General features: G+C 63.0%; 19 protein-coding genes. 2 read left to right on the forward strand and 17 right to left on the reverse strand.

Annotated features, from left to right (window positions below; genetic code table 11):
- The 4 genes from B0G73_RS21180 to B0G73_RS21195 form a co-directional block, all read right to left on the reverse strand.
- A partial coding sequence (locus B0G73_RS21180) for an electron transfer flavoprotein subunit beta/FixA family protein (RefSeq protein ID WP_374957025.1) occupies window positions 1–260 on the reverse strand: 260 nt, incomplete at its 3' end.
- Window positions 261–497: 237 nt separating this feature from the next.
- Window positions 498–1,295 (reverse strand): MetQ/NlpA family ABC transporter substrate-binding protein, encoded by a 798-nt coding sequence (locus B0G73_RS21185; RefSeq protein ID WP_106283250.1) that lies wholly within the window; start codon window positions 1,293–1,295, stop codon window positions 498–500.
- 34 nt (window positions 1,296–1,329) lie between these two features.
- Window positions 1,330–1,983, reverse strand: a complete 654-nt coding sequence (locus B0G73_RS21190) for a methionine ABC transporter permease (protein ID WP_106283251.1) — start codon at window positions 1,981–1,983, stop codon at window positions 1,330–1,332.
- Window positions 1,973–3,007 carry a methionine ABC transporter ATP-binding protein gene (locus B0G73_RS21195; protein WP_106283252.1) on the reverse strand — a complete coding sequence of 345 codons (1,035 nt, stop codon included), beginning with the start codon at window positions 3,005–3,007 and terminating at the stop codon, window positions 1,973–1,975. The genes B0G73_RS21190 and B0G73_RS21195 overlap by 11 nt, the downstream gene beginning before the upstream one ends.
- Window positions 3,008–3,247: 240 nt before the next feature.
- On the opposite strand from B0G73_RS21195, the gene B0G73_RS21200 reads away from it, so the two are divergent.
- Window positions 3,248–4,159, forward strand: a complete 912-nt coding sequence (locus tag B0G73_RS21200) for an alpha/beta hydrolase (protein ID WP_106283253.1) — start codon at window positions 3,248–3,250, stop codon at window positions 4,157–4,159.
- A 28-nt stretch (window positions 4,160–4,187) separates the two neighbouring features.
- On the opposite strand, the gene B0G73_RS21205 is transcribed toward B0G73_RS21200, so the two are convergent.
- Together B0G73_RS21205 and B0G73_RS21210 are read right to left on the reverse strand one after the other, a co-directional pair.
- Window positions 4,188–4,988, reverse strand: a complete 801-nt coding sequence (locus tag B0G73_RS21205; protein WP_106283254.1) for an enoyl-CoA hydratase — start codon at window positions 4,986–4,988, stop codon at window positions 4,188–4,190.
- A gap of 48 nt (window positions 4,989–5,036) precedes the next feature.
- Window positions 5,037–5,960: a histone deacetylase family protein gene (locus tag B0G73_RS21210; RefSeq protein ID WP_106283255.1), complete on the reverse strand. Its 924-nt coding sequence runs from the start codon at window positions 5,958–5,960 to the stop codon at window positions 5,037–5,039.
- A 264-nt stretch (window positions 5,961–6,224) separates the two neighbouring features.
- On the opposite strand from B0G73_RS21210, the gene mltB reads away from it, so the two are divergent.
- On the forward strand, window positions 6,225–7,403 hold the full coding sequence (gene mltB / locus B0G73_RS21215) for a lytic murein transglycosylase B (RefSeq protein ID WP_374957026.1): 1,179 nt from the start codon (window positions 6,225–6,227) through the stop codon (window positions 7,401–7,403).
- 106 nt (window positions 7,404–7,509) lie between these two features.
- On the opposite strand, the gene cysM is transcribed toward mltB, so the two are convergent.
- The 11 genes from cysM to aroA all read right to left on the reverse strand — a co-directional run bounded on the left by cysM (window position 7,510) and on the right by aroA (window position 19,206).
- Window positions 7,510–8,412, reverse strand: a complete 903-nt coding sequence (cysM, locus tag B0G73_RS21220) for a cysteine synthase CysM (protein ID WP_106283257.1) — start codon at window positions 8,410–8,412, stop codon at window positions 7,510–7,512.
- A gap of 272 nt (window positions 8,413–8,684) precedes the next feature.
- A complete protein-coding gene (locus tag B0G73_RS21225) occupies window positions 8,685–9,050 on the reverse strand; it encodes a helix-hairpin-helix domain-containing protein (RefSeq protein ID WP_106283258.1) in 366 nt (121 codons plus the stop codon).
- 77 nt (window positions 9,051–9,127) lie between these two features.
- Window positions 9,128–10,120, reverse strand: a complete 993-nt coding sequence (gene rfaD, locus B0G73_RS21230) for an ADP-glyceromanno-heptose 6-epimerase (protein WP_106283259.1) — start codon at window positions 10,118–10,120, stop codon at window positions 9,128–9,130.
- A 145-nt stretch (window positions 10,121–10,265) separates the two neighbouring features.
- The gene (rfaE1, locus tag B0G73_RS21235) at window positions 10,266–11,273 is read right to left on the reverse strand and encodes a D-glycero-beta-D-manno-heptose-7-phosphate kinase (RefSeq protein WP_106283260.1); all 1,008 of its coding nucleotides are present in this window, start codon (window positions 11,271–11,273) and stop codon (window positions 10,266–10,268) included.
- Window positions 11,239–12,642 (reverse strand): UDP-glucose/GDP-mannose dehydrogenase family protein, encoded by a 1,404-nt coding sequence (locus tag B0G73_RS21240; RefSeq protein WP_106283261.1) that lies wholly within the window; start codon window positions 12,640–12,642, stop codon window positions 11,239–11,241. Before B0G73_RS21240 ends, rfaE1 begins: the two co-directional genes overlap by 35 nt.
- A 156-nt stretch (window positions 12,643–12,798) precedes the next feature.
- Window positions 12,799–13,974, reverse strand: coding sequence for a lipopolysaccharide assembly protein LapB (lapB, locus tag B0G73_RS21245; protein WP_106283262.1), 1,176 nt, complete (start codon window positions 13,972–13,974; stop codon window positions 12,799–12,801).
- A gap of 68 nt (window positions 13,975–14,042) precedes the next feature.
- Window positions 14,043–14,336: a lipopolysaccharide assembly LapA domain-containing protein gene (locus B0G73_RS21250; protein WP_012433972.1), complete on the reverse strand. Its 294-nt coding sequence runs from the start codon at window positions 14,334–14,336 to the stop codon at window positions 14,043–14,045.
- Between the two features lie 600 nt (window positions 14,337–14,936).
- Entirely contained in the window at window positions 14,937–15,260 is a 324-nt protein-coding gene (locus B0G73_RS21255; RefSeq protein ID WP_012433973.1) for an integration host factor subunit beta, read from the reverse strand.
- Between the two features lie 21 nt (window positions 15,261–15,281).
- Complete coding sequence (rpsA, locus tag B0G73_RS21260) at window positions 15,282–17,015, reverse strand: 30S ribosomal protein S1 (protein ID WP_106283263.1); 1,734 nt, start codon at window positions 17,013–17,015, stop codon at window positions 15,282–15,284.
- Window positions 17,016–17,179: 164 nt separating this feature from the next.
- Complete coding sequence (gene cmk, locus B0G73_RS21265) at window positions 17,180–17,866, reverse strand: (d)CMP kinase (RefSeq protein ID WP_106283264.1); 687 nt, start codon at window positions 17,864–17,866, stop codon at window positions 17,180–17,182.
- A 35-nt stretch (window positions 17,867–17,901) separates the two neighbouring features.
- The gene (gene aroA / locus B0G73_RS41365; protein WP_258193408.1) at window positions 17,902–19,206 is read right to left on the reverse strand and encodes a 3-phosphoshikimate 1-carboxyvinyltransferase; all 1,305 of its coding nucleotides are present in this window, start codon (window positions 19,204–19,206) and stop codon (window positions 17,902–17,904) included.
- Window positions 19,207–19,213: the final 7 nt, after the last annotated feature.

Genomic DNA, 19,213 nt, shown 5'->3' on the forward strand with positions numbered 1-19,213 from the left:
TCGATCAGGATCGCGCGATCCGCGCCGATCGCCAGCGCCGTGCGCAGCGTTTCCTGCGATTGCGTCACGCCCGCCGACACGGCGATCACTTCCGTCGCCACGCCCGCTTCCTTCAGACGCACGGCTTCTTCAACCGCGATTTCGTCGAACGGATTCATCGACATCTTCACGTTCGCGATGTCGACGCCCGTGCCGTCCGACTTGACTCGAACTTTCACGTTGTAATCGACCACTCTTTTGACTGGCACCAGGATTTTCATGCACACGCTCCAAAGTTACGAATACGTCAACCCAACGAACATTATAACGACTGCCCTCACGGCAGCCCGGTCGCGGGTGCTTTAGCAGGAGGATATCGCTCCTCAATGGCGCGACGGCAATATCGAACGATCGTTCTATTTTAATCCCGAAAAAACCCGGGCGACAACCCCGGGTTAAGCCCTACGACTCTAAATTTGCATTGCCGTCGTGTTCTGCTTGCTCTGCAGGCCGCCGTCTCACCAGGCGGTGATGACCGCTCCGCCGAATTTGCTTTCGACGAACTGCTTCACTTCCGGCGAATGATACGCCGCGACCAGCTTGGCGACCCACGGCTTGTTCTTATCCGCCTCGCGGATTGCGATGACGTTCACGTAAGGACCTTTGGGGTCTTCAATCGCGATGGCGTCCTGCTTGGGCTTCAGACCCGCTTCCATCGCGAAGTTCGTGTTGATCGCAGCCGCGTCCACGTCATTCAGCGAGCGCGGAATCTGCGCGGCATCGAGTTCGACGACCTTCAGCTTCTTCGGGTTGTCGACGATGTCGAGCGGCGTCGCCTTCAGGCCCGCGTCGGCGCGCAGCTTCAGCAGACCCTGCTTTTGCAGCAACAGCAGCGCGCGGCCGCCGTTGGTCGGATCGTTCGGCACCGCGATCTTCGCGCCCGGCTGCAGTTCGGCGAGCGTCTTCACTTTCTTCGAATAGATACCCATCGGGTACGTGACCGTGTCCGCGATACGGATCAGCTTGTAGCCGCGGTCCTTCACCTGCGCCTGCAGATACGGGTCGTGCTGGTAGCTGTTCGCGTCCAGATCGCCGCCGGCGAGCGCCGCGTTCGGCTGCACGTAGTCGGAGAATTCGACGATCTTGATGTTCAGACCGTTCTTCGCCGCGACCGTCTTCACGACTTCCATGATCTGCGCGTGCGGACCGCCGGTCACACCGACCTTGATCGTGTCTTCGGCGTAAGCCGCGTTGGCGGCGATGAGCGATGCGGCACCGAGCGCGGCAGCCAGCTTAAGAATGAAACGACGTTGCATGATGGACCTTTCCAAACCTGTCGACTTTGTTGTTTTACTTATGGCTCAAACGACGCACGAGCCAATCCCCGAACGACTGCACCAACTGCACGAAGACGATCAGAATCACCACGACCGTCAACATCACTTCTGGCAGGAAACGCTGATACCCGTAGCGAATGCCGAGATCGCCGAGACCGCCGCCGCCGATCGCGCCCGCCATCGCCGAATAGCCGACCAGCGAGACGAAGGTGATCGTCAAACCGGCGACCACGCCCGGCAGCGATTCCGGCAGCAACACCTTGAAGACGATCTGGCTGGTGGTCGCGCCCATCGCCTGAGCCGCTTCGATCAGACCGCGATCCACTTCGCGCAGCGCCGTCTCGACCAGACGCGCGATGAACGGCGCGGCGGCGATCGTCAGCGGCACGACGGCGGCCGCCGTACCGATCGACGAACCGACCACTAGACGCGTGAATGGAATCACGGCCACCAGCAAAATGATGAACGGCGTCGAGCGCACCGCATTGACGACTACGCCCATCACGCGATTCACGGCGATGTTCTGCAACACGCCCTGGCGATCCGTCAGATACAGCAACACGCCGAGCGGCAAACCCACCAAAGCGCCGACCAGTCCGGAAATGCCCACCATGACGAGCGTTTCCCAGAACGACTGGACGAACATATCGAACATTTCACTCAACATACGAGAGCTCCTCCACCACCACGCCCTGTTCACGCAGATACGTCAGCGCCTGCGCCACCTTCGCCGGTTCGCCGCCCGCGAGCACCGCGAGCGAGCCGAACGCCTGCCCCTGGATCTCGTCGATCTGGCCGTGCAGGATGTTGAAATCGAGTTCGTAGCGGCGAATCGTCTCCGACAGGATCGGTTGATCGACGCCTGAGCCGGTGAAGGCGAGCCGCAGCAAGTGGCCGCTGCCGGTCTTCAGGCGTTCCGCGACACGCGCCTTCATGGCGGGCGGCAATTCCTGCGCGATCACGTCGCCGATCAACGCGCGCGTGACTTCGTGATGCGGTTGCAGGAACACGTCGATGACCTTGCCCTCTTCGACCACACGGCCGGCATCCAGCACGGCGACGCGGTCGCACACCTGCTTGATCACGTCCATCTGGTGCGTGATCAGCACGATGGTCAGGTTCAGTTCGCGGTTGATGCGCTTGAGCAGGTCGAGAATCGCGCGCGTGGTTTCGGGATCGAGCGCCGAGGTCGCTTCGTCGGAGAGCAGTACCTTGGGCTTGCTGGCCAGAGCGCGCGCGATGCCGACGCGCTGTTTTTGCCCGCCGCTGATCTGCGCCGGATAGCGATCTTTCTGTGCCGACAGGCCGACCAGTTCGAGCAGCGGCAGCACGTTCGCTTCGATTTCGTCGCGCTTCATGCAGGCGAGTTCGAGCGGCAGCGCGACGTTCTCGTAGACCGTGCGCGAAGACAGCAAATTGAAGTGCTGAAAGATCATGCCGATCTCGCGGCGCGCCTCGCGCAATTGCGCGGCGGGCAGCGTCGTCAGATCGCGGCCGTTGACGACGATGTTGCCTTCGCTCGGGCGCGTCAGCAGGTTCAAGGTGCGCACAAGCGTACTCTTGCCCGCGCCGCTGCGGCCGATGATGCCGAAGACCTCGCCCGCCGGAATCGACAGATTGACGTTGTGCAGCGCCTCGACCCAGCCCCGGGGCCCGGCGAACCGCTGGGAGATATTGCGTATTTCGATCATGGAAAAACGAAACGGCGGAGTCTGCCGGCGAGCGTTGTGTGCTCCCGACAAGCGGCCGCCGTTGCTTTTATTGGGATTTGAGCCCGCAATTCTACCGCAGCGTCGTCATTCCCTTTAATAATCAATTACGATCTTTTCATAACCTGAAAGCATTAGAGGCTCGCTCCGTGTGGGGCACTCGCGCGCGCACGGTCGCTGCGACTATGATCGGCGGAACAAAAACGGGAGAGGCGCGCAGGCATGGACACATTTCAAAGCAGCAACGTACGGTCCGTCGCGGGCAACAGCGGCGGCAACACCGCTGGCGAACCGCAGCGCGACTCGGTGACGACCGCCGACGGCGTCGACTTGCCGCTATACCGCTGGCCGGCGACCACGCCAATGCGGGCCACCGTCGCACTGCTGCATGGCCTCGCCGAGCACGCCGGCCGCTACGCGGCATTGGCCGCGCGGCTGAACGCGGCCGGCATCGAACTGGTGGCCATCGATCTGCGCGGCCACGGCCACGCGCCCGGCAAGCGGTCCTACGTGAAGCGCTTCGACGACTATCTGCTCGACGCGCAAGCTTTGCTCGACGCCGCCGCGCCAAGCTGCGCCCCGCTCTTCCTGATGGGCCACAGCATGGGCGGCGCCGTGGCCGCGCTGTATGCGATCGAACGCCTCGACGCGAGCGGCCGGCGCCTGAATGGCCTGATCCTGTCGAGCCCGGCGCTCGCACCCGGCCGCGACGTGCCGCGCTGGATGCTCAAGCTGAGCCAGGTGATCAGCCGTCTCTATCCGAGTTTCCCTGCGATGAAAATCGACGCGGCTTTGCTCTCACGCCTTCAGCCCGTGGTGAACGCCAATCGCAACGATCCGCTCGTGCATCACGGCGCGATTCCCGCGCGCACCGGCGCGGAACTTCTGCTGGCGATGGCGCGCATCGAACGCGGCCGTGCGGGCTTACGGGTACCGCTGCTGGTCTATCACGGCACCGCCGACAAGCTCACCGAACCCGAAGGCAGCCGCGAATTCGGCCAGCATGCAGGCTCGCCGGACAAAACGCTCACGCTGCACGAAGGCAGCTATCACGAGACGATGAACGACCTCGACCGCGATCGGGTGATCGGCGATTTGATCGAGTGGATTGAAAAACGGCTGGTGATCCGATAGAGCCTGAGTCACGCGTGGCTAGTTAGCGTCACGCCTCCCAGTCCGGCGGCCGTTTGTCGATGAAAGCCTGCACGCCTTCGAGCGCCGACTCGTCCATCATGTTGCAGGCCATGGTCTGGCCGGCGAGTTGGTAAGCCGCCTCGACACCCATCTCCAACTGACGATAGAAGAGACCTTTGCCGGCGCTCACGGCTTCGACCGGTTTCGCGCAAATGCTGGTGGCGAGCCGTGCGATTTCCGCGTCAAGTGCATCCGCTGGAACCACGCGGTTGACGAGACCTTGTTGCTTTGCCGCGGCGGCATCGATGAAATCGCCGGTGAGCAGCATTTCAAGCGCTGCCTTGCGCGACAGGTTGCGCGACAACGGCACGGAAGGCGTCGCGCAGAAGAGCCCGAGGTTCACACCGGAAACGGCAAACCGCGCCGTGTCGGCCGCGACCGCCAGATCGCACATGGCGACGAGTTGACAGCCGGCCGCCGTGGCAATGCCCTGCACCCGCGCGATTACCGGTTGCGGCAAGCGCTGGATCGTCATCATGAGCTTCGTGCAGCGGGCGAACAGCGCCTGGTAGTAAGCCAGCGACGGCGCCGCGCGCATTTCCTTCAGATCATGTCCCGCGCAGAACGCCCGGCCCGCGCCGGCGATCACGACCACCCGAGCATCCGACCGCGCGATTTCGCTCAATGCCGTCTGAAGCTCGTCGAGCAAAGCTTCCGAGAGCGCGTTGAAGGCATCGGGCCGGTTCATCGTCACACGCACGACGCCCGGCACGCCGTACGCGCCGTGTTCGATCTCGATCAGTGAAGCGTTGCCCGCATCGGCATTCATGGCTCGGTCCTAATGCGTTTTGAGTGAATAGCGCCGCGGCCTGGCGCCTCAGATCCCCGCCAGCGAGCGCACGTGCGCGACTACGCTGCGCCCGAGCGCGGACAGGTTGTAGCCGCCTTCGAGACAGCTGACGATCCGTCCGTGCGCATAACGCTTCGCGATCTCGCGCATCTGATCGGTGATCCAGGCGTAATCGTCCTCGACGAGGCCCATGTTGCCGAGGTCGTCCTCGCGATGCGCGTCGAAGCCGGCCGAGATGAACAGCATCTCCGGCTTGAACTCATGCAGGCGCGGCAACCACAGCAGGTCCACCGCTTCGCGCACGGCCATGCCTTTCGAGCGCGCCGGCATCGGCACGTTGCACATGTTGGGCGCCTGATTGTCGGCACCGGTGAACGGGTAAAACGGATGCTGGAAGATGCTACACATCAGCACACGCGAGTCGCCCGAGAAAGCCGCTTCGGTGCCGTTGCCGTGATGCACGTCGAAGTCGATGATGGCGACGCGCGCGAGGCCGTGCACTTCGAGCGCATGACGCGCGGCGATCGCGACGTTGTTGAAGAAACAGAATCCCATGGCGCGCGCCGGCTCCGCATGGTGGCCGGGCGGGCGCACGCTGCAGAAAGCGTTGTCGTAACGGCCTTCGATCACCGCATCGGTCGCGGCGACTGCTGCGCCCGCCGCACGCAACGCGGCTTGCAAACTATGCGGATTCATCGTCGTATCGGGATCGATTTCGGCGGTTCCTTCAACGGGCGAACGGCTGCGGATATAGTCGACGTGAGCTTGCGTATGCACGCGCAGCAGCGCGGCATCGTCGGCGAGCGGCGGCGACTCGCGTTCGATCAGCGAGTCGATGCGGCTCGCGATCAACTGATCTTCGATTGCCTGCAGACGCGCGGGGCATTCGGGATGCCATTGCCCCATGTCGTGCAGCAGACAGTCGGCGTGGGAATAGAAGCCTGTTGCCATGATTCTCTTTCTGCGGCGTCACGCCTTCGAGGCGCGCGCGGCATGTCTCCATCCAGGGGCGCGCGCCCTCGGCGCGCCAACATTCATCAAGTTACCACACGATGCGGCTGTGACGCGTCAGGCACAGTTTTGCCGGAGGCGTCGGGTATACTGCCCCGATCGGTTTTTCCCCGTCTTTCCCTTGTCTCCTGCGCCACGCGCCTTTAGCTCACTATGACCGTCAAGCTTGCTCTGTCTGCACGAAACCGGCTACGTATCAGAACCATGGCCGCCGCACTGTCCGTCGCATCGTGCATGTTCATGGCAACCAGTCCGGCGAGCGCGCAAAGCGCCGGCAAGAAACCGCCGGTGCTGCTCGCGCAAGGCCAGCCGCAACCCGCCGTGCCGCAAGGGCAAACGTTTGAGGAAGAGATCATCCCGCAGCGCTACGCGAACAATGCCGACGTCAATGCGTTCATCAACGACATGGTCGCGCGCTACGATTTCGACGAAGCCACGCTGCACTCGCTCTTTGCCCGCGTCAGTTATTCGGCCACCGCGGTCAAGCTCGTGACGCCGTCGCCCTCGCCGTCGGTCAAGAACTGGCGCGTGTATCAGTCGCGCTTCCTCGACCAGGTCCGCATCAATGCCGGCGTGCGCTTCTGGCGCGCGAACCAGGCCACGCTGCAACGCGCCTATGAAGAGTTCGGCGTGCCGCCGGAAGTGATCGTCGGCATCATTGGTGTCGAGACGATCTATGGGCGCTTCATGGGCAACTTCCGCGTGCTCGATGCGCTGACCACGCTCAGCTTCGACTATCCGAGCACGGCCAACCGCGCGGATCGCCAGGCGACCTTCCGCAAGAACCTCGAAGACTACCTGGTGTGGACGCGCGACTCGCAGATCGATCCGACCGCGGTGCTCGGCTCCTATACAGGCGCGATCGGCATTCCGCAGTTCCTGCCGAGCAGCATCGTGCAATACGCGGTGAGCTACGACGGCAACAAGCAGATCGATCTGCGCACGAGCCAGGCGGATGCGATCGGCAGCGTGGCGAATTATCTGCGTCAGAACGGCTGGGAAAACGGCCGGCCGGTGGTGTGGAAGATCGGCTCGGACGCCGGCAGCCTGGGCGTCGCGCAAGCGGCCGCGGACGGTCAACCGGAACCGCACTGGCCGCTCGATCAATTGCTGCGCGCCGGCTTGCTGCTGAACGAACCGGGTGTGGATGTGGCGTCGGAAGCCGGCACGCCGGTGACCGTGGTGGACCTGCCCTCACCGGGACGCGGAACCGAGTTCATGCTGGGCCTGAAGAACTTCTATGTATTGACGCGCTATAACCGCAGCTTCTTTTATGCGCTCGCGGTGTATCAGTTGGGTCAGCGGGTGAAGGCGCAGATGGAAGCCGGCGACGCAACGAACGCGGGCAATAACGCGGCGCCGCCGGCTGCGGCATCGCAATAATTTCCATTCGGTCGCCGGGTGCGCCTGGCGAGTCGACGAGATGAAAAAAAGCGCCGGTCTCGAACCGGCGCTTTTTCGTTGGCGAGCGAGTCTTTGAGCGACGCGCTTACGCGGGAAACACACCCGTCGACAGGTAGCGATCACCGCGATCGCAAACGATGAACACGATCGTCGCGTTCTCGACCTGCCGCGCGACGCGCAGCGCGACTTCACACGCACCGCCCGACGAGATGCCGGCAAAGATCCCTTCCACCGACGCCATGCGGCGCGCCATCGCTTCCGCCGCGGCCTGGCTCACGTTCTCGACGCGGTCCACGCGGCTGCGATCGAAGATTTTCGGCAGATAGGCTTCGGGCCATTTGCGGATGCCTGGAATACGCGAACCTTCTTCGGGTTGCGCGCCGATGATCTCGATGGCCTGATTCTGTTCTTTCAGATAAGTGGACACGCCCATGATCGTGCCGGTCGTGCCCATCGACGACACGAAGTGGGTAATACGCCCTTCCGTATCGCGCCAGATTTCCGGACCCGTGCCCTCGACGTGCGAAGCCGGATTGTCCGGGTTGGCGAATTGGTCGAGGATGATGCCCTTGCCTTCGCGCTGCATCTGCTCGGCCAGATCGCGCGCGTACTCCATGCCGCCCGTGACCGGCGTGAGCACGATCTGCGCACCATATGCGGCCATGCTCTGACGTCGTTCCACCGACAGATCTTCCGGCATGATCAAGACCATCTTGTAGCCACGGACCGCGGCCGCCATGGCGAGCGCGATGCCCGTATTGCCGCTGGTCGATTCGATCAGCGTGTCGCCCGGTTTGATGCGCCCGCGCGCTTCCGCTTTCTTGATCATCGACAACGCGGGGCGATCCTTCACCGAACCCGCCGGGTTGTTACCCTCGAGCTTCGCAAGAATCACATTATTGCGGCTGCGGATCTCGTCGTCGGGAAGCCGGACGAGTTGTACGAGCGGCGTATTGCCGATCGTGTCTTCAATCGTTTTGTAAGCCATATCGGTCTGGAGCTGTCGATGCGCGGAGTCTTCAATCGTTCGATTCTAAACCACCGTGCCCGCGGCTGCCGTGCGGCCCTTCTGCCCGCATGGATGCAGGCGCCCGTGCGGGCGCGTCCGCAACGCAAAAAGCCCGCGGCTGAGTACCGCGGGAGCCAGTCATCTGCATGACAGCTGAAGGAGCGTTATTGCCAACTCCGACCATGAAGGGGAAACGAAGGAGCAGGCTCCGCGCGCGGGTCACGAAACCCACGCGCGGAGTCCGCGTCAGGCTATTTCTTCACTGCCACCGTGGCGTTGCTCTTCGGCGTGGCGGCCGGAACGGCCGTGCCTTTGGTCTGTGCAGCCGCCGCAGCCTGCGGGTTAGCAGCCGCGCCAGCCGGACCGACAGCGAGACCCTCCGCCTGCAGGCGCTCGACGGTATGCCCGCCCATGCCTTTGACGCGCTTGCCGAGGTCGGCCGGATCCTTGAACGGACCATGCGCTGCACGCTCGTCGAGAATGGCTTTCGCTTTGGCAGGACCGATGCCCTTGATGCCGCGCAACGCATCCTCATTAGCCGTGTTGACGTCGACCGCCGCATAAGCGTGGCCAAAAGCGGCGAGCATGGCCGCGGTAACCAGAATTTTTCGAAACATATGGAATCTCCCTCGTACAACCGGTTGGCGACCATCACCAACCGGGAGATTCCAGTTTAAAGAGGGATCCGAATTATTTACACCTGGCCGAATAGCCAACGCACGTAACGGTCGACACCTTCCTGCACGCTCAGGAACGGCGCGTCGTAGCCCGCCGCGCGCAGTTTCGACTGATCCGCCTGCGTGAAGCACTGGTACTTGCCGCGCAACGCGTCGGGGAACGGAATGTATTCGATCAGCCCGCGCTGCACCTGATCGGCGAGCGAGAGCGCCGGTTCGTTGTTCAGCGAGCGCAGCGTGTTGACCACCGTGCTGGCGATGTCGTTGAACGGTTGCGCGCGGCCGCTGCCCAGGTTGAAGATGCCCGACTTGTCCGGATTGTCGAAGAAGAACAGATTGACCTTCACCACGTCTTCCACTGAGACAAAGTCGCGCGTCTGTTCGCCCGCCGCATAGCCGTTATATTCGCCGAACAGCTTGACTTTGCCCTCGGCGCGGAACTGGTTGAAGTTGTGAAACGCCACCGACGCCATGCGCGCCTTATGCGTTTCGCGCGGCCCGTAGACATTGAAGTAACGGAAGCCGGCAATCTGGCTCTTCGCCGTGGGCAGCACGCGGCGGATCACCTGGTCGAACAGGAACTTCGAATAGCCGTACACGTTCAGCGGCTGTTCGACTTCGCGCTCTTCGACGAAACGGCTCGAGCCGCCGTACGTCGCCGCCGAAGACGCATACAGGAACTGGATGTTCTGCGCGAGGCAGACATCGAGCACGTCGCGGCTGTAGCGGAAGTTGTTGTCCATCATGTAGCGGCCGTCGGTTTCCATCGTGTCCGAACAGGCGCCTTCGTGGAAAATCGCGCGCACCTTGCCGAAGTCGCCACGCTTGAAGCGTTCGACGAATTCGGTCTTGTCGAGGTAGTCGTCGATCTCGCAGTCGACCAGGTTCTTGAACTTGTCCGCGCGCGTGAGATTGTCCACGGCGATGATGCGTTGTTCACCGCGCTCGTTGAGCGCCTTCACGAGATTGCTGCCGATAAAACCGGCCGCGCCGGTGACGATGAGGGTCATGATTGATGATCCTGCGGTAGTGAGCTTGGCATTGGATCGGAGTCAGCGCGTGGCGCTCGCTCCGATCGACAGGTTCAGTCGACGCCACGCGGATCCCATTTGCACGCCGTTCACAGAAGCACAGCGAGGGACCCGGCGGGCCGCATCAGTGAAAAAGTTCGTCGTAGTCGACGGTGGCGGTGCCGAGTTTGCCGACCACGATGCCGGCCGCGCGATTCGCGAGCCCGACCGCCTCGACCAGCGTAAGACCCGCGCCGAGCATGGCAGCGAGCGTGGCGATCACGGTGTCGCCCGCGCCCGAGACATCATACACTTCGCGCGCAACCGCCGAGGCGTGCAGGATGCCGTCGTCCGAGAACAGCGTCATGCCCTCTTCCGAACGCGTCAGCAGCAGCGCCTTGAACTGCAGATCGGCGCGCAGCTTCGTCACGCGCGCGATCAGATCTTCTTCCGATTTCCACTGGCCGACCACTTCCCGCAACTCGGCGCGGTTCGGCGTGATCAGCGTGGCGCCGCGATAGCGTTCCCAGTCGTCGCCCTTCGGATCGACCAGCACCGGCTTGCCCACCGCGTGCGCCTTCGCGATCATCTGCGTGACGTGGGTCAGACCGCCCTTCGCGTAGTCGGACATCAGAATCACGTCGTGCGAGGGCAGCAGTTCATCGAATCGCGCGAGACCCGCGAGCAGCACTTCGTGCGCCGGCGAGTTCTCGAAATCGACGCGCAATAACTGTTGCTGGCGCGACAGCACACGCAGCTTGATCGTGGTGAGCAGCGCCGGATCGCGTTCGAGATGCGGCTTCACGCCGCTTTCGTCGAGCAGTTGCACGATGCGCTCGCCGGGTTCGTCATGGCCGACCACGCACAGCAAGCCGGTTTGCGCGCCGAGCGCGACCGCATTGCGCGCGACGTTCGCCGCGCCGCCGAGGCGGTCTTCCTGACGCTGCACGTGCACGACCGGCACGGGCGCTTCCGGCGAAATGCGGTTCACGTCTCCAAACCAGTAGCGATCGAGCATGACGTCGCCCACCACCAGCACGCGCGCGGCGGCGAGCTGTTCGCGCGGCACTACCGTGAGCTGCGGTGCGGGCGTGCTCGGCACGGCGCCCGGCGCGGTCTCAGGCAACGGCCGGAAGTTCAGAGGGTTGGGCATAAGGGCGTCCAATCGAGTGGTAGTCGATGCCGAGTTCGGTCATCGCGTCCGGTTCATACAGGTTGCGGCCGTCGAAAATCAGCGGCGACTTCAGCACCGATTTCAGATGAACGAAATCCGGGCTCTTGAATTCTTTCCATTCGGTCACGATCACGAGGGCGTCGGCGCCGGTGAGCGTTTCGTCCTGCGTAGCCGTGAAAGTGAGACGCGCGAACTGGTCCGGTGCGTCGTGCAGGTCCATGGCGAACACGCGGCGCGCTTCGGTTACCGCGACCGGATCGTACGCGCGCACCTGGGCACCGCGCGCCAGCAGTTCCGAGATCAGGCGACGGCTCGGCGCCTCGCGCATGTCGTCGGTATTCGGCTTGAATGCGAGGCCCCACACGGCGAACGTGCGGCCGCTCAGATCGTCGCCGAGCTTGCTTGTGATCTTGTGCACCAGCACGTCTTTCTGCTTGTGATTCACTTCCTCGACCGCTTCGAGGATGCGCAGATTGTGGCCGCTCTCGCTGGCCGTGCGGATCAGCGCCTGCACGTCCTTTGGGAAGCACGAGCCGCCGTAGCCGCAGCCGGCGTACAGGAAGTGATAGCCAATCCGCGGATCCGAGCCGATGCCGCGGCGCACCGCTTCGATATCCGCGCCGACGCGGTCGGCCAGATTCGACATCTCGTTCATGAACGAGATGCGCGTGGCGAGCATGGCGTTGGCGGCGTATTTCGTGAACTCGGCCGAGCGCACATCCATGTACAAAGTGCGTTCGTGATTGCGGTTGAACGGCGCGTACAGACGCTTCATCAGTTCACGCGCGCGCATGCCGGGTTCGTCTTCGTCGATGCCGATCACGATGCGGTCCGGGCGCATGAAGTCGTCGACCGCCGCGCCTTCCTTCAGGAACTCGGGGTTGGACACCACCGAGAAACGATGCTGCGCGCTGGCGGCGAGCCCGCGTTTAGCCAGTTCTTCCTCGACCACCGTACGCACGCGCTGCGCGGTGCCGACCGGCACCGTCGACTTGTCGACGATCACCTTGAAGCCGTTCATCGTGCGGCCGATATTGCGGGCCGCTTCGAGCACGTATTGCAGGTCGGCCGAGCCGTCTTCGTCCGGCGGCGTGCCGACCGCGATGAACTGCACGTCGCCGTGCGCGACGCTGGCTTCGACATCCGTGGAAAACGTGATGCGGCGTGCCGCGCGCGTGCGGGCGATCATCTCCTGCAAACCGGGCTCGTGGATCGGCACGCCGCCGCTGTTGAGGATTTCGATCTTGCGCGGATCGACGTCGAGACAGAAAACGTCGTGACCGATCTCGGCGAGACACGCGCCAGTGACAAGACCCACATAGCCCGTGCCGATAATGGTGATTTTCATACGCTTTCCGGTAGAGGGTTCCGGTGAGGATTCCCGGCGATGAAGCCGGTCAGAAACACATTGCGAAATCCGCCCGCGCAGAGGCGGTTGCCATACGCCGGGCGGCGGCGCGACCGCGCGCCGGAAACCGGCGTCACCGTCGTTGCCGCGCGAGCATCAGTTCGATGCGGTGATCGGCTCGACGCGGCGCGGCGCATAGGTTTCCCAACCGCTGCAACCCGGGCACTGCCAGTAGAAAAGCCGCGCCCTGAAACCGCAATTCTGGCACGTATACCGTGGCAGATTTTTGGTGCGCTGACGGATCAGCGTGCGCATCAGTTCGAGTTCGCTGCGCCGCGGTTCTTCCGCGACGGCTTGCTGCGCTTCGAGCAGCCGCGTCATGCCCGCCAGATTCGGCGACTTCTGCATTTGCGAGCGCGCCAGCGCATGGGCGGCGTCAGGTCCTCGCAGCGATGCGACGTGCTGATAGGCAACATCGAGCAGATCGTTGGTCGGATAGCGGTCCACCCACGTGGTCAGCAGATCGGCGCCATCTTGCGGACGGCCGAGCGCCTCGTAGGCCTTCATCAGCTTTTCCGCGACCAGCGGCAGATAGGCTGGATTCTGCTCCTCTACCCGACGCCATTGGGCGATGGCCGCTTCCTGCGCGCCGCCGGCCGCGTCGACGTCGCCGAACAGGATCGTGGCACGCACGTTGGTGGGGTTCGCCTTCAGCGCGAAGCCGAGCTGCCGGCGGGCTTCGTCCGGCTTCTTCTGTTGTAGCGCTTCCTGGGCGAGTTCGCAGTGGAATTGCGCGATTTCCTTGTCGAGCGACTCGGCGCCCATCGTTTCCAGATGACGGGCGGTGTCGATCGACTTGACCCAGTCCTTCTCGATTTCGTAGATGGTGAGGAGCGCGCGCTGTGCGCCCAACGCGTAGTCGCCGGTTTCGAGCGAGCGGAACGTTTCTTCCGCGCGATCAAGCAGACCCGCCTTCAGGAAGTCTTGCCCCAGCTCGTAGAGTGCGTGATCGCGCTCGCTGACCGGCAGATCGGCGCGGCTCAACAGGTTCTGATGCACGCGAATTGCGCGGTCCGTTTCGCCGCGGCGACGGAATAGATTACCCAGCGCGAAGTGCAGCTCGACAGTTTCCGGATCGAGCTTGACCACTTCGATGAACGCGTCGATCGCCTGGTCCGGCTGCTCGTTGAGCAGGAAATTCAGGCCGCGAAAATACGAGCGTGGCAGGTTGGCGCTTTCGGACAGCAGCGTCTTGAGGTCGTAGCGCGCGGCCATCCAGCCGAACGCGAACGCGACGGGTATGACGAGCAGCCACCAGAAGTCTAGATCCATGCGATTAATGCAAATGTGCGGGAAAGCGAAGACGGAAAGCCGCGCTTAAAACGCGCGGCGCAAGGCATTCAGATCAGCGGCGGCATGGGCGGTTGTTCGACCACGACCGGGGTTTCGCGCGCCACCCGCAACTCGCGCTTGAGCCGGCCGTTTTCCATGCGCAAGCGCAGCATGGCTGGCATTGACGACACCAGCCCGGCCAGCAGCCCCACCACGAAGAACGCGAGGCCGATCAGGATCAACGGTGCCGACCACGCGTAGCCGGCGAGGAAATTCAGCGTAGCAGGTTGTGTATTGGCGAGCGCCAGCACCAGCAGCAGCACGAACACCAGCACACGGATCAGCCAGACGATAAATTTCATGAATAGGTCTCTTGACGGCAGTTGCGGGGTGACGCCGGCTTGATGACGCGTCGCGCCACGGTGTTGCCCGCGCCGAAGTGACCCGTATTGTAATTGAAGCCCTCGCGGCTGGGCAGGAAGTGGCGGATTGAGGGTTACGCGAGGTTGTCTTGTTTGGGCGGTAGGTGAGCGGGTGCGGCGGTGGGTTAGCGCTCGGCGGCTGTGTTCGCGGGCCGTGCCGGCTTGCGTGCTTGCAGGCAGCGCGGTGCCTGCATGCGGATCATCGTGGCGGCGTGCGGTGGGCCTTGCTTGCCTGCGAGGGCGTCTGTCCGCCTGTTCGCGCGCCGTACATGTTTGCCACGCCGGCTTGCGCGCTCGCGGTACGTGTGCCGCCGCGCAAGCCTTGCTGCACAGTTGCGCGTTACGCATAAACACGAGCTGCGGGCGTGCTCGCGCGCCACGCTTGTCGGCCATGCGCCGGCCCGGGGCGAAACGCCGCGAGCAAACCGCCAACATACAGGCGAAAAAAAAGCGCCCGAAGGCGCTTTTTCTGGTCTTTTGCCGACTGGCTTTGGCCGCTGACGCTACCAATGCCACGCTGCAAACGGCACAGCGAAGCATTTACAGATCGTCATCCGGCTCTTCGGCCTTCAACGGCTCACCCGCGCGACGATCTACCCGTTCACGCAATTCCTTGCCCGGCTTGAAGTGCGGTACGTACTTCTCAGGTACCAGCACCTTCTCGCCCGACTTCGGATTACGCCCGACGCGGGAGGGACGGCGGTTAAGGCCGAAGCTGCCGAAGCCGCGAATTTCGATGCGGTGACCGTTGGCAAGTGCCTCCGACATCGCATCGAGCATCGTCTTCACCGCGAAATCCGCATCTTTAAGGACAAGTTGCGGAAATCGCGCAGCCAGTTGGGCGACCAATTCCGATTTGGTCATACTGCAGCAGACCTCTCAGACTTACTGGTTCTGGCCGTCGAGCTTGGCCTTCAGCAGCGCGCCGAGGTTCGTCGTGCCGGTGGCAGCCGAGCTCGAGTCCGACGAAGCCAGGCCACGAATCGCTTCCTGCTGCTCAGCCGAATCCTTGGCCTTGATCGACAGGTTGATGCCACGCGACTTGCGATCGATGTTGATGATCATCGCGTTGACCTTGTCGCCTTCCTTCAGCACGTTGCGAGCATCTTCCACGCGGTCTTGTGCGATTTCCGAAGCACGCAGGTAGCCTTCGACTTCCGTCGACAGCTGAACCACTGCACCCTTCGCGTCCACCGTCTTGACCACGCCGTCGACGATCGAACCCTTGTCGTTCATGGCAACGAAGTTGCTGAACGGGTCGCCTTCGAGCTGCTTGATGCCCAGCGAAATGCGTTCCTTCTCGACGTCGATGCCGAGAACGATCGCTTCCACTTCGTCGCCCTTCTTGTACTTGCGAACTGCTTCTTCGCCCGTTTCCGACCACGACAGGTCCGACAGGTGAACCAGACCGTCGATGCCGCCCGGCAGACCGATGAAGACGCCGAAGTCGGTGATCGACTTGATTGCGCCTTGCAGCTTGTCGCCCTTCTTGAAGTTGCGGCTGAAGTCGTCCCACGGGTTCGGCTTGCATTGCTTCATGCCGAGGCTGATACGGCGGCGGTCTTCGTCGATTTCCAGAACCATGACTTCGACTTCGTCGCCCAGTTGCACAACCTTCGACGGTGCAACGTTCTTGTTCGTCCAGTCCATTTCCGACACGTGAACCAGGCCTTCGATGCCCGATTCGACTTCGACGAATGCGCCGTAGTCGGTGATGTTGGTGACCTTACCGAACAGGCGCGTGCCCGACGGGTAACGGCGCGAGATGCCTTCCCACGGATCGTCGCCCAGTTGCTTGATACCCAGCGAAACGCGGTTCTTCTCTTGATCGAACTTGAGGATCTTCGCGGTGACTTCCTGGCCAACCGACAGCACTTCGCTCGGGTGACGCACGCGACGCCATGCGATGTCGGTGATGTGCAGCAGGCCGTCGATACCGCCGAGGTCCACGAACGCGCCGTAATCCGTGATGTTCTTCACCACGCCTTCCACGATCGCGCCTTCCTTCAGCGTTTCGAGCAGCTTTGCGCGCTCTTCGCCTTGGGTCGCTTCGATCACGGCGCGGCGCGACAGCACGACGTTGTTACGCTTGCGGTCGAGCTTGATGACGCGGAATTCCAGCGTCTTGCCTTCGTACGGGGTCGTGTCCTTGACCGGACGCGTGTCGACCAGCGAACCCGGCAGGAACGCGCGGATGCCGTTGACCATGACGGTCATGCCGCCCTTGACCTTGCCCGTGATCGTGCCGGTCACGAGTTCGTTGTTGTCGAGAGCCTTTTCCAGCGACAGCCACGAAGCGAGGCGCTTAGCCTTGTCGCGCGACAGGATCGTGTCGCCATAGCCGTTTTCCAGCGCGTCGATCGCGACGGAAACGAAGTCGCCCGCCTGCACTTCTACCTCGCCCGCGTCGTTCAGGAACTCTTCGAGCGGGATGTAGGCTTCGGACTTGAGACCAGCGTTGACGACCACGAAGTTGTGGTCAACACGCACGACTTCGGCGGAGATCACTTCGCCGGCGCGCATGTCTTGCTTGGTCAGCGACTCTTCGAACAGAGCCGCAAAAGATTCGGTATTCGGGGTAGAGGTTTGCAGGTCGGACATAAAAATCAAAATTTGCATGGTTCTCGCGGTGCCCGGCTGGCCGGACGGTCAGCAATTTCGGCTAGAGTGCGAATGCCACGCGGGGTTATAGGGTTAAACACAACGCTTCACGACGATCGCGAAGCACCTACTGACAACGGACTTCTACTGCGCCCACGCCTGAAGCACAACGCGTACTTTCATCAGGCATGTGGGACTAAAGCTTCATACCACTGCACCACTTGCTCGACCGCCTGGTCGACCGACAATGCCGAGGTATCAAGCAGCTTTGCATCCGCCGCGGGCTTGAGTGGCGCGGCTGCGCGCTGACTGTCACGCTCATCGCGCTCGCGCAAATCCCGGAGCAAGTCATCTATATTAGCAGAAAATCCTTTTTGGATCAATTGCTTATGCCGGCGCGCCGCACGGGCCTCCACGCTGGCTGTCATGAACACCTTCAGCACGGCGTCCTGGAAGATCACCGTGCCCATGTCGCGGCCGTCGGCGACCAGCCCCGGTTCCTTACGGAAAGCCCGCTGCCGCGCCACCAGTGCGGTGCGCACCGGCGCGTGCACGGCGATCGCCGAAGCGCGGGCGCCGACTTCCTCGGCGCGAATCTCAGCCGAAACGTCGACGCCGTCGAGCTGCGCCAGTCCCTCGCGGAAGGTGATGTGCAGGTCGTCGATCAGTTTTACAAGGGCGTCGGAATCGTCGGCCGCGATGTCGTAGCGCAGGCTGGCGAGCGCGGCGAGACGGTATAGCGCGCCGCTGTCCAGCAAGTGGAAGCCGAGGCTCGCGGCTACCAGCGCGGCCACGGTGCCTTTGCCGGAGGCACTCGGGCCGTCGATCGTAATGACGGGCGTCTGGTGAAAGGGACGGGTCGGTTTCATCGAAAAAGTCGCACGTCAGTCGATTCGAAATCGAATCAGGGTTGGGCGAGCGCGGTAAAGCGCTCGAAATAATCGGGAAACGTCTTGCCGACGCACTTCGGGTCGTTGATCCGCACCGGCACGCCGCCGAGGCTCACCAGAGAGAAGCACATGGCCATGCGATGATCGTCGTAAGTGTCGATCGCGGCGTTCGGAGTCAGCTTTTCAGGTGGTTCGATAACGAGGTAGTCCTCGCCTTCCTGCACCTTGGCGCCGACCTTGCGCAGCTCCGTCGCCATCGCGGCGAGGCGGTCGGTTTCCTTCACGCGCCAGCTGGCGATATTGCGCAGCGTGGTCGCGCCGTCCGCGAACAGCGCCGCAACGGCGATCGTCATCGCGGCATCGGGAATCAGGTTGCAGTCCATGTCGATCGGTTCGAGCTTGCCGCTGTCGTGGCCGACGCCGCGCACTTCGATCCAGTCGTCGCCCATCTGCAGGTTCGCGCCCATCTTGATGAGCGCATCGGCAAAGCCGACGTCGCCCTGGATGCTGGCCCGGCCGACGCCCTCCACTTTCAGCGGGCCGCCGCCGAGTGCACCGGCCGCGAGGAAATACGAAGCGGACGACGCATCGCCCTCCACCATGATCGTGCCCGGCGACTGATACCGCTGCCCCGCCGGCACCACGAACTGATGCCAGCCATGGCGCTCGACCTTGATGCCGAAGCGCTCCATCAGCTTGATCGTGATCTCGATATACGGCTTCGAAATCAGTTCGCCATCCACCTGCACGGTGCTCACGCCGCTTTCGGTGCGCACAAGCGGCAGCGTCATGAGCAGCGAGGTCAGGAACTGGCTCGACACGTCGCCGCGCACGGTGATGGGCGCGTCGGCGTTGATCCGCCCCGGGCGAATCCGCAGCGGCGGATAGCCTTCGTTCTCTTCGTAGTCGATCTTCGCGCCAAGTTGGCGCAGTCCGTCGACCAGATCGCCGATCGGCCGCTCGTGCATGCGCGGCACGCCGTGAATGCGATAGTCGCCCCCGTTGACCGCCAGCGCCGCCGTCAGCGGACGCACCGCCGTACCGGCGTTGCCGAGAAACAGATCAGCCGTGCGCGCCGTGAACGCGCCGCGCGTGCCGGTCACGACGCAGGTGTCGCCGTCGCGCTTCAGACGCACGCCGAGCTTTTCGAGCGCGTCGAGCATCACGCGGGTGTCGTCGGAGTCGAGCAGATTCGTGATCGTCGTCTCGCCTTCGGCGAGCGCGGCGAGCAGCAGCACCCGGTTCGAAATGCTCTTCGAGCCAGGCAGACGAATCGTGCCGGACGCGCGGGAAAACGGTCCGAGATCGAGGAATTCCATGATTGAG

Origin of the sequence: Paraburkholderia sp. BL25I1N1 (assembly GCF_003002025.1) — a bacterium.
Classification (GTDB): domain Bacteria; phylum Pseudomonadota; class Gammaproteobacteria; order Burkholderiales; family Burkholderiaceae; genus Paraburkholderia.

What these genes read in the sequence shown, in the direction of transcription:
- B0G73_RS21240 (WP_106283261.1), bottom strand. Translation starts at nt 12,642, where the DNA reads ATGAAAATCACCATTATCGGCACGGGCTATGTGGGTCTTGTCACTGGC.
- B0G73_RS21210 (WP_106283255.1), bottom strand. Translation starts at nt 5,960, where the DNA reads ATGGCAACAGGCTTCTATTCCCACGCCGACTGTCTGCTGCACGACATG.
- B0G73_RS21225 (WP_106283258.1), bottom strand. Translation starts at nt 9,050, where the DNA reads ATGTTTCGAAAAATTCTGGTTACCGCGGCCATGCTCGCCGCTTTTGGC.
- B0G73_RS21250 (WP_012433972.1), bottom strand. Translation starts at nt 14,336, where the DNA reads ATGAAATTTATCGTCTGGCTGATCCGTGTGCTGGTGTTCGTGCTGCTG.
- B0G73_RS21200 (WP_106283253.1), top strand. Translation starts at nt 3,248, where the DNA reads ATGGACACATTTCAAAGCAGCAACGTACGGTCCGTCGCGGGCAACAGC.
- cysM (WP_106283257.1), bottom strand. Translation starts at nt 8,412, where the DNA reads ATGGCTTACAAAACGATTGAAGACACGATCGGCAATACGCCGCTCGTA.
- B0G73_RS21195 (WP_106283252.1), bottom strand. Translation starts at nt 3,007, where the DNA reads ATGATCGAAATACGCAATATCTCCCAGCGGTTCGCCGGGCCCCGGGGC.
- B0G73_RS21255 (WP_012433973.1), bottom strand. Translation starts at nt 15,260, where the DNA reads ATGACCAAATCGGAATTGGTCGCCCAACTGGCTGCGCGATTTCCGCAA.
- cmk (WP_106283264.1), bottom strand. Translation starts at nt 17,866, where the DNA reads ATGAAACCGACCCGTCCCTTTCACCAGACGCCCGTCATTACGATCGAC.
- aroA (WP_258193408.1), bottom strand. Translation starts at nt 19,206, where the DNA reads ATGGAATTCCTCGATCTCGGACCGTTTTCCCGCGCGTCCGGCACGATT.
- B0G73_RS21190 (WP_106283251.1), bottom strand. Translation starts at nt 1,983, where the DNA reads ATGTTGAGTGAAATGTTCGATATGTTCGTCCAGTCGTTCTGGGAAACG.
- mltB (WP_374957026.1), top strand. Translation starts at nt 6,225, where the DNA reads ATGGCCGCCGCACTGTCCGTCGCATCGTGCATGTTCATGGCAACCAGT.
- rfaE1 (WP_106283260.1), bottom strand. Translation starts at nt 11,273, where the DNA reads ATGCCCAACCCTCTGAACTTCCGGCCGTTGCCTGAGACCGCGCCGGGC.
- lapB (WP_106283262.1), bottom strand. Translation starts at nt 13,974, where the DNA reads ATGGATCTAGACTTCTGGTGGCTGCTCGTCATACCCGTCGCGTTCGCG.
- B0G73_RS21205 (WP_106283254.1), bottom strand. Translation starts at nt 4,988, where the DNA reads ATGAATGCCGATGCGGGCAACGCTTCACTGATCGAGATCGAACACGGC.
- rfaD (WP_106283259.1), bottom strand. Translation starts at nt 10,120, where the DNA reads ATGACCCTCATCGTCACCGGCGCGGCCGGTTTTATCGGCAGCAATCTC.
- B0G73_RS21185 (WP_106283250.1), bottom strand. Translation starts at nt 1,295, where the DNA reads ATGCAACGTCGTTTCATTCTTAAGCTGGCTGCCGCGCTCGGTGCCGCA.
- rpsA (WP_106283263.1), bottom strand. Translation starts at nt 17,015, where the DNA reads ATGCAAATTTTGATTTTTATGTCCGACCTGCAAACCTCTACCCCGAAT.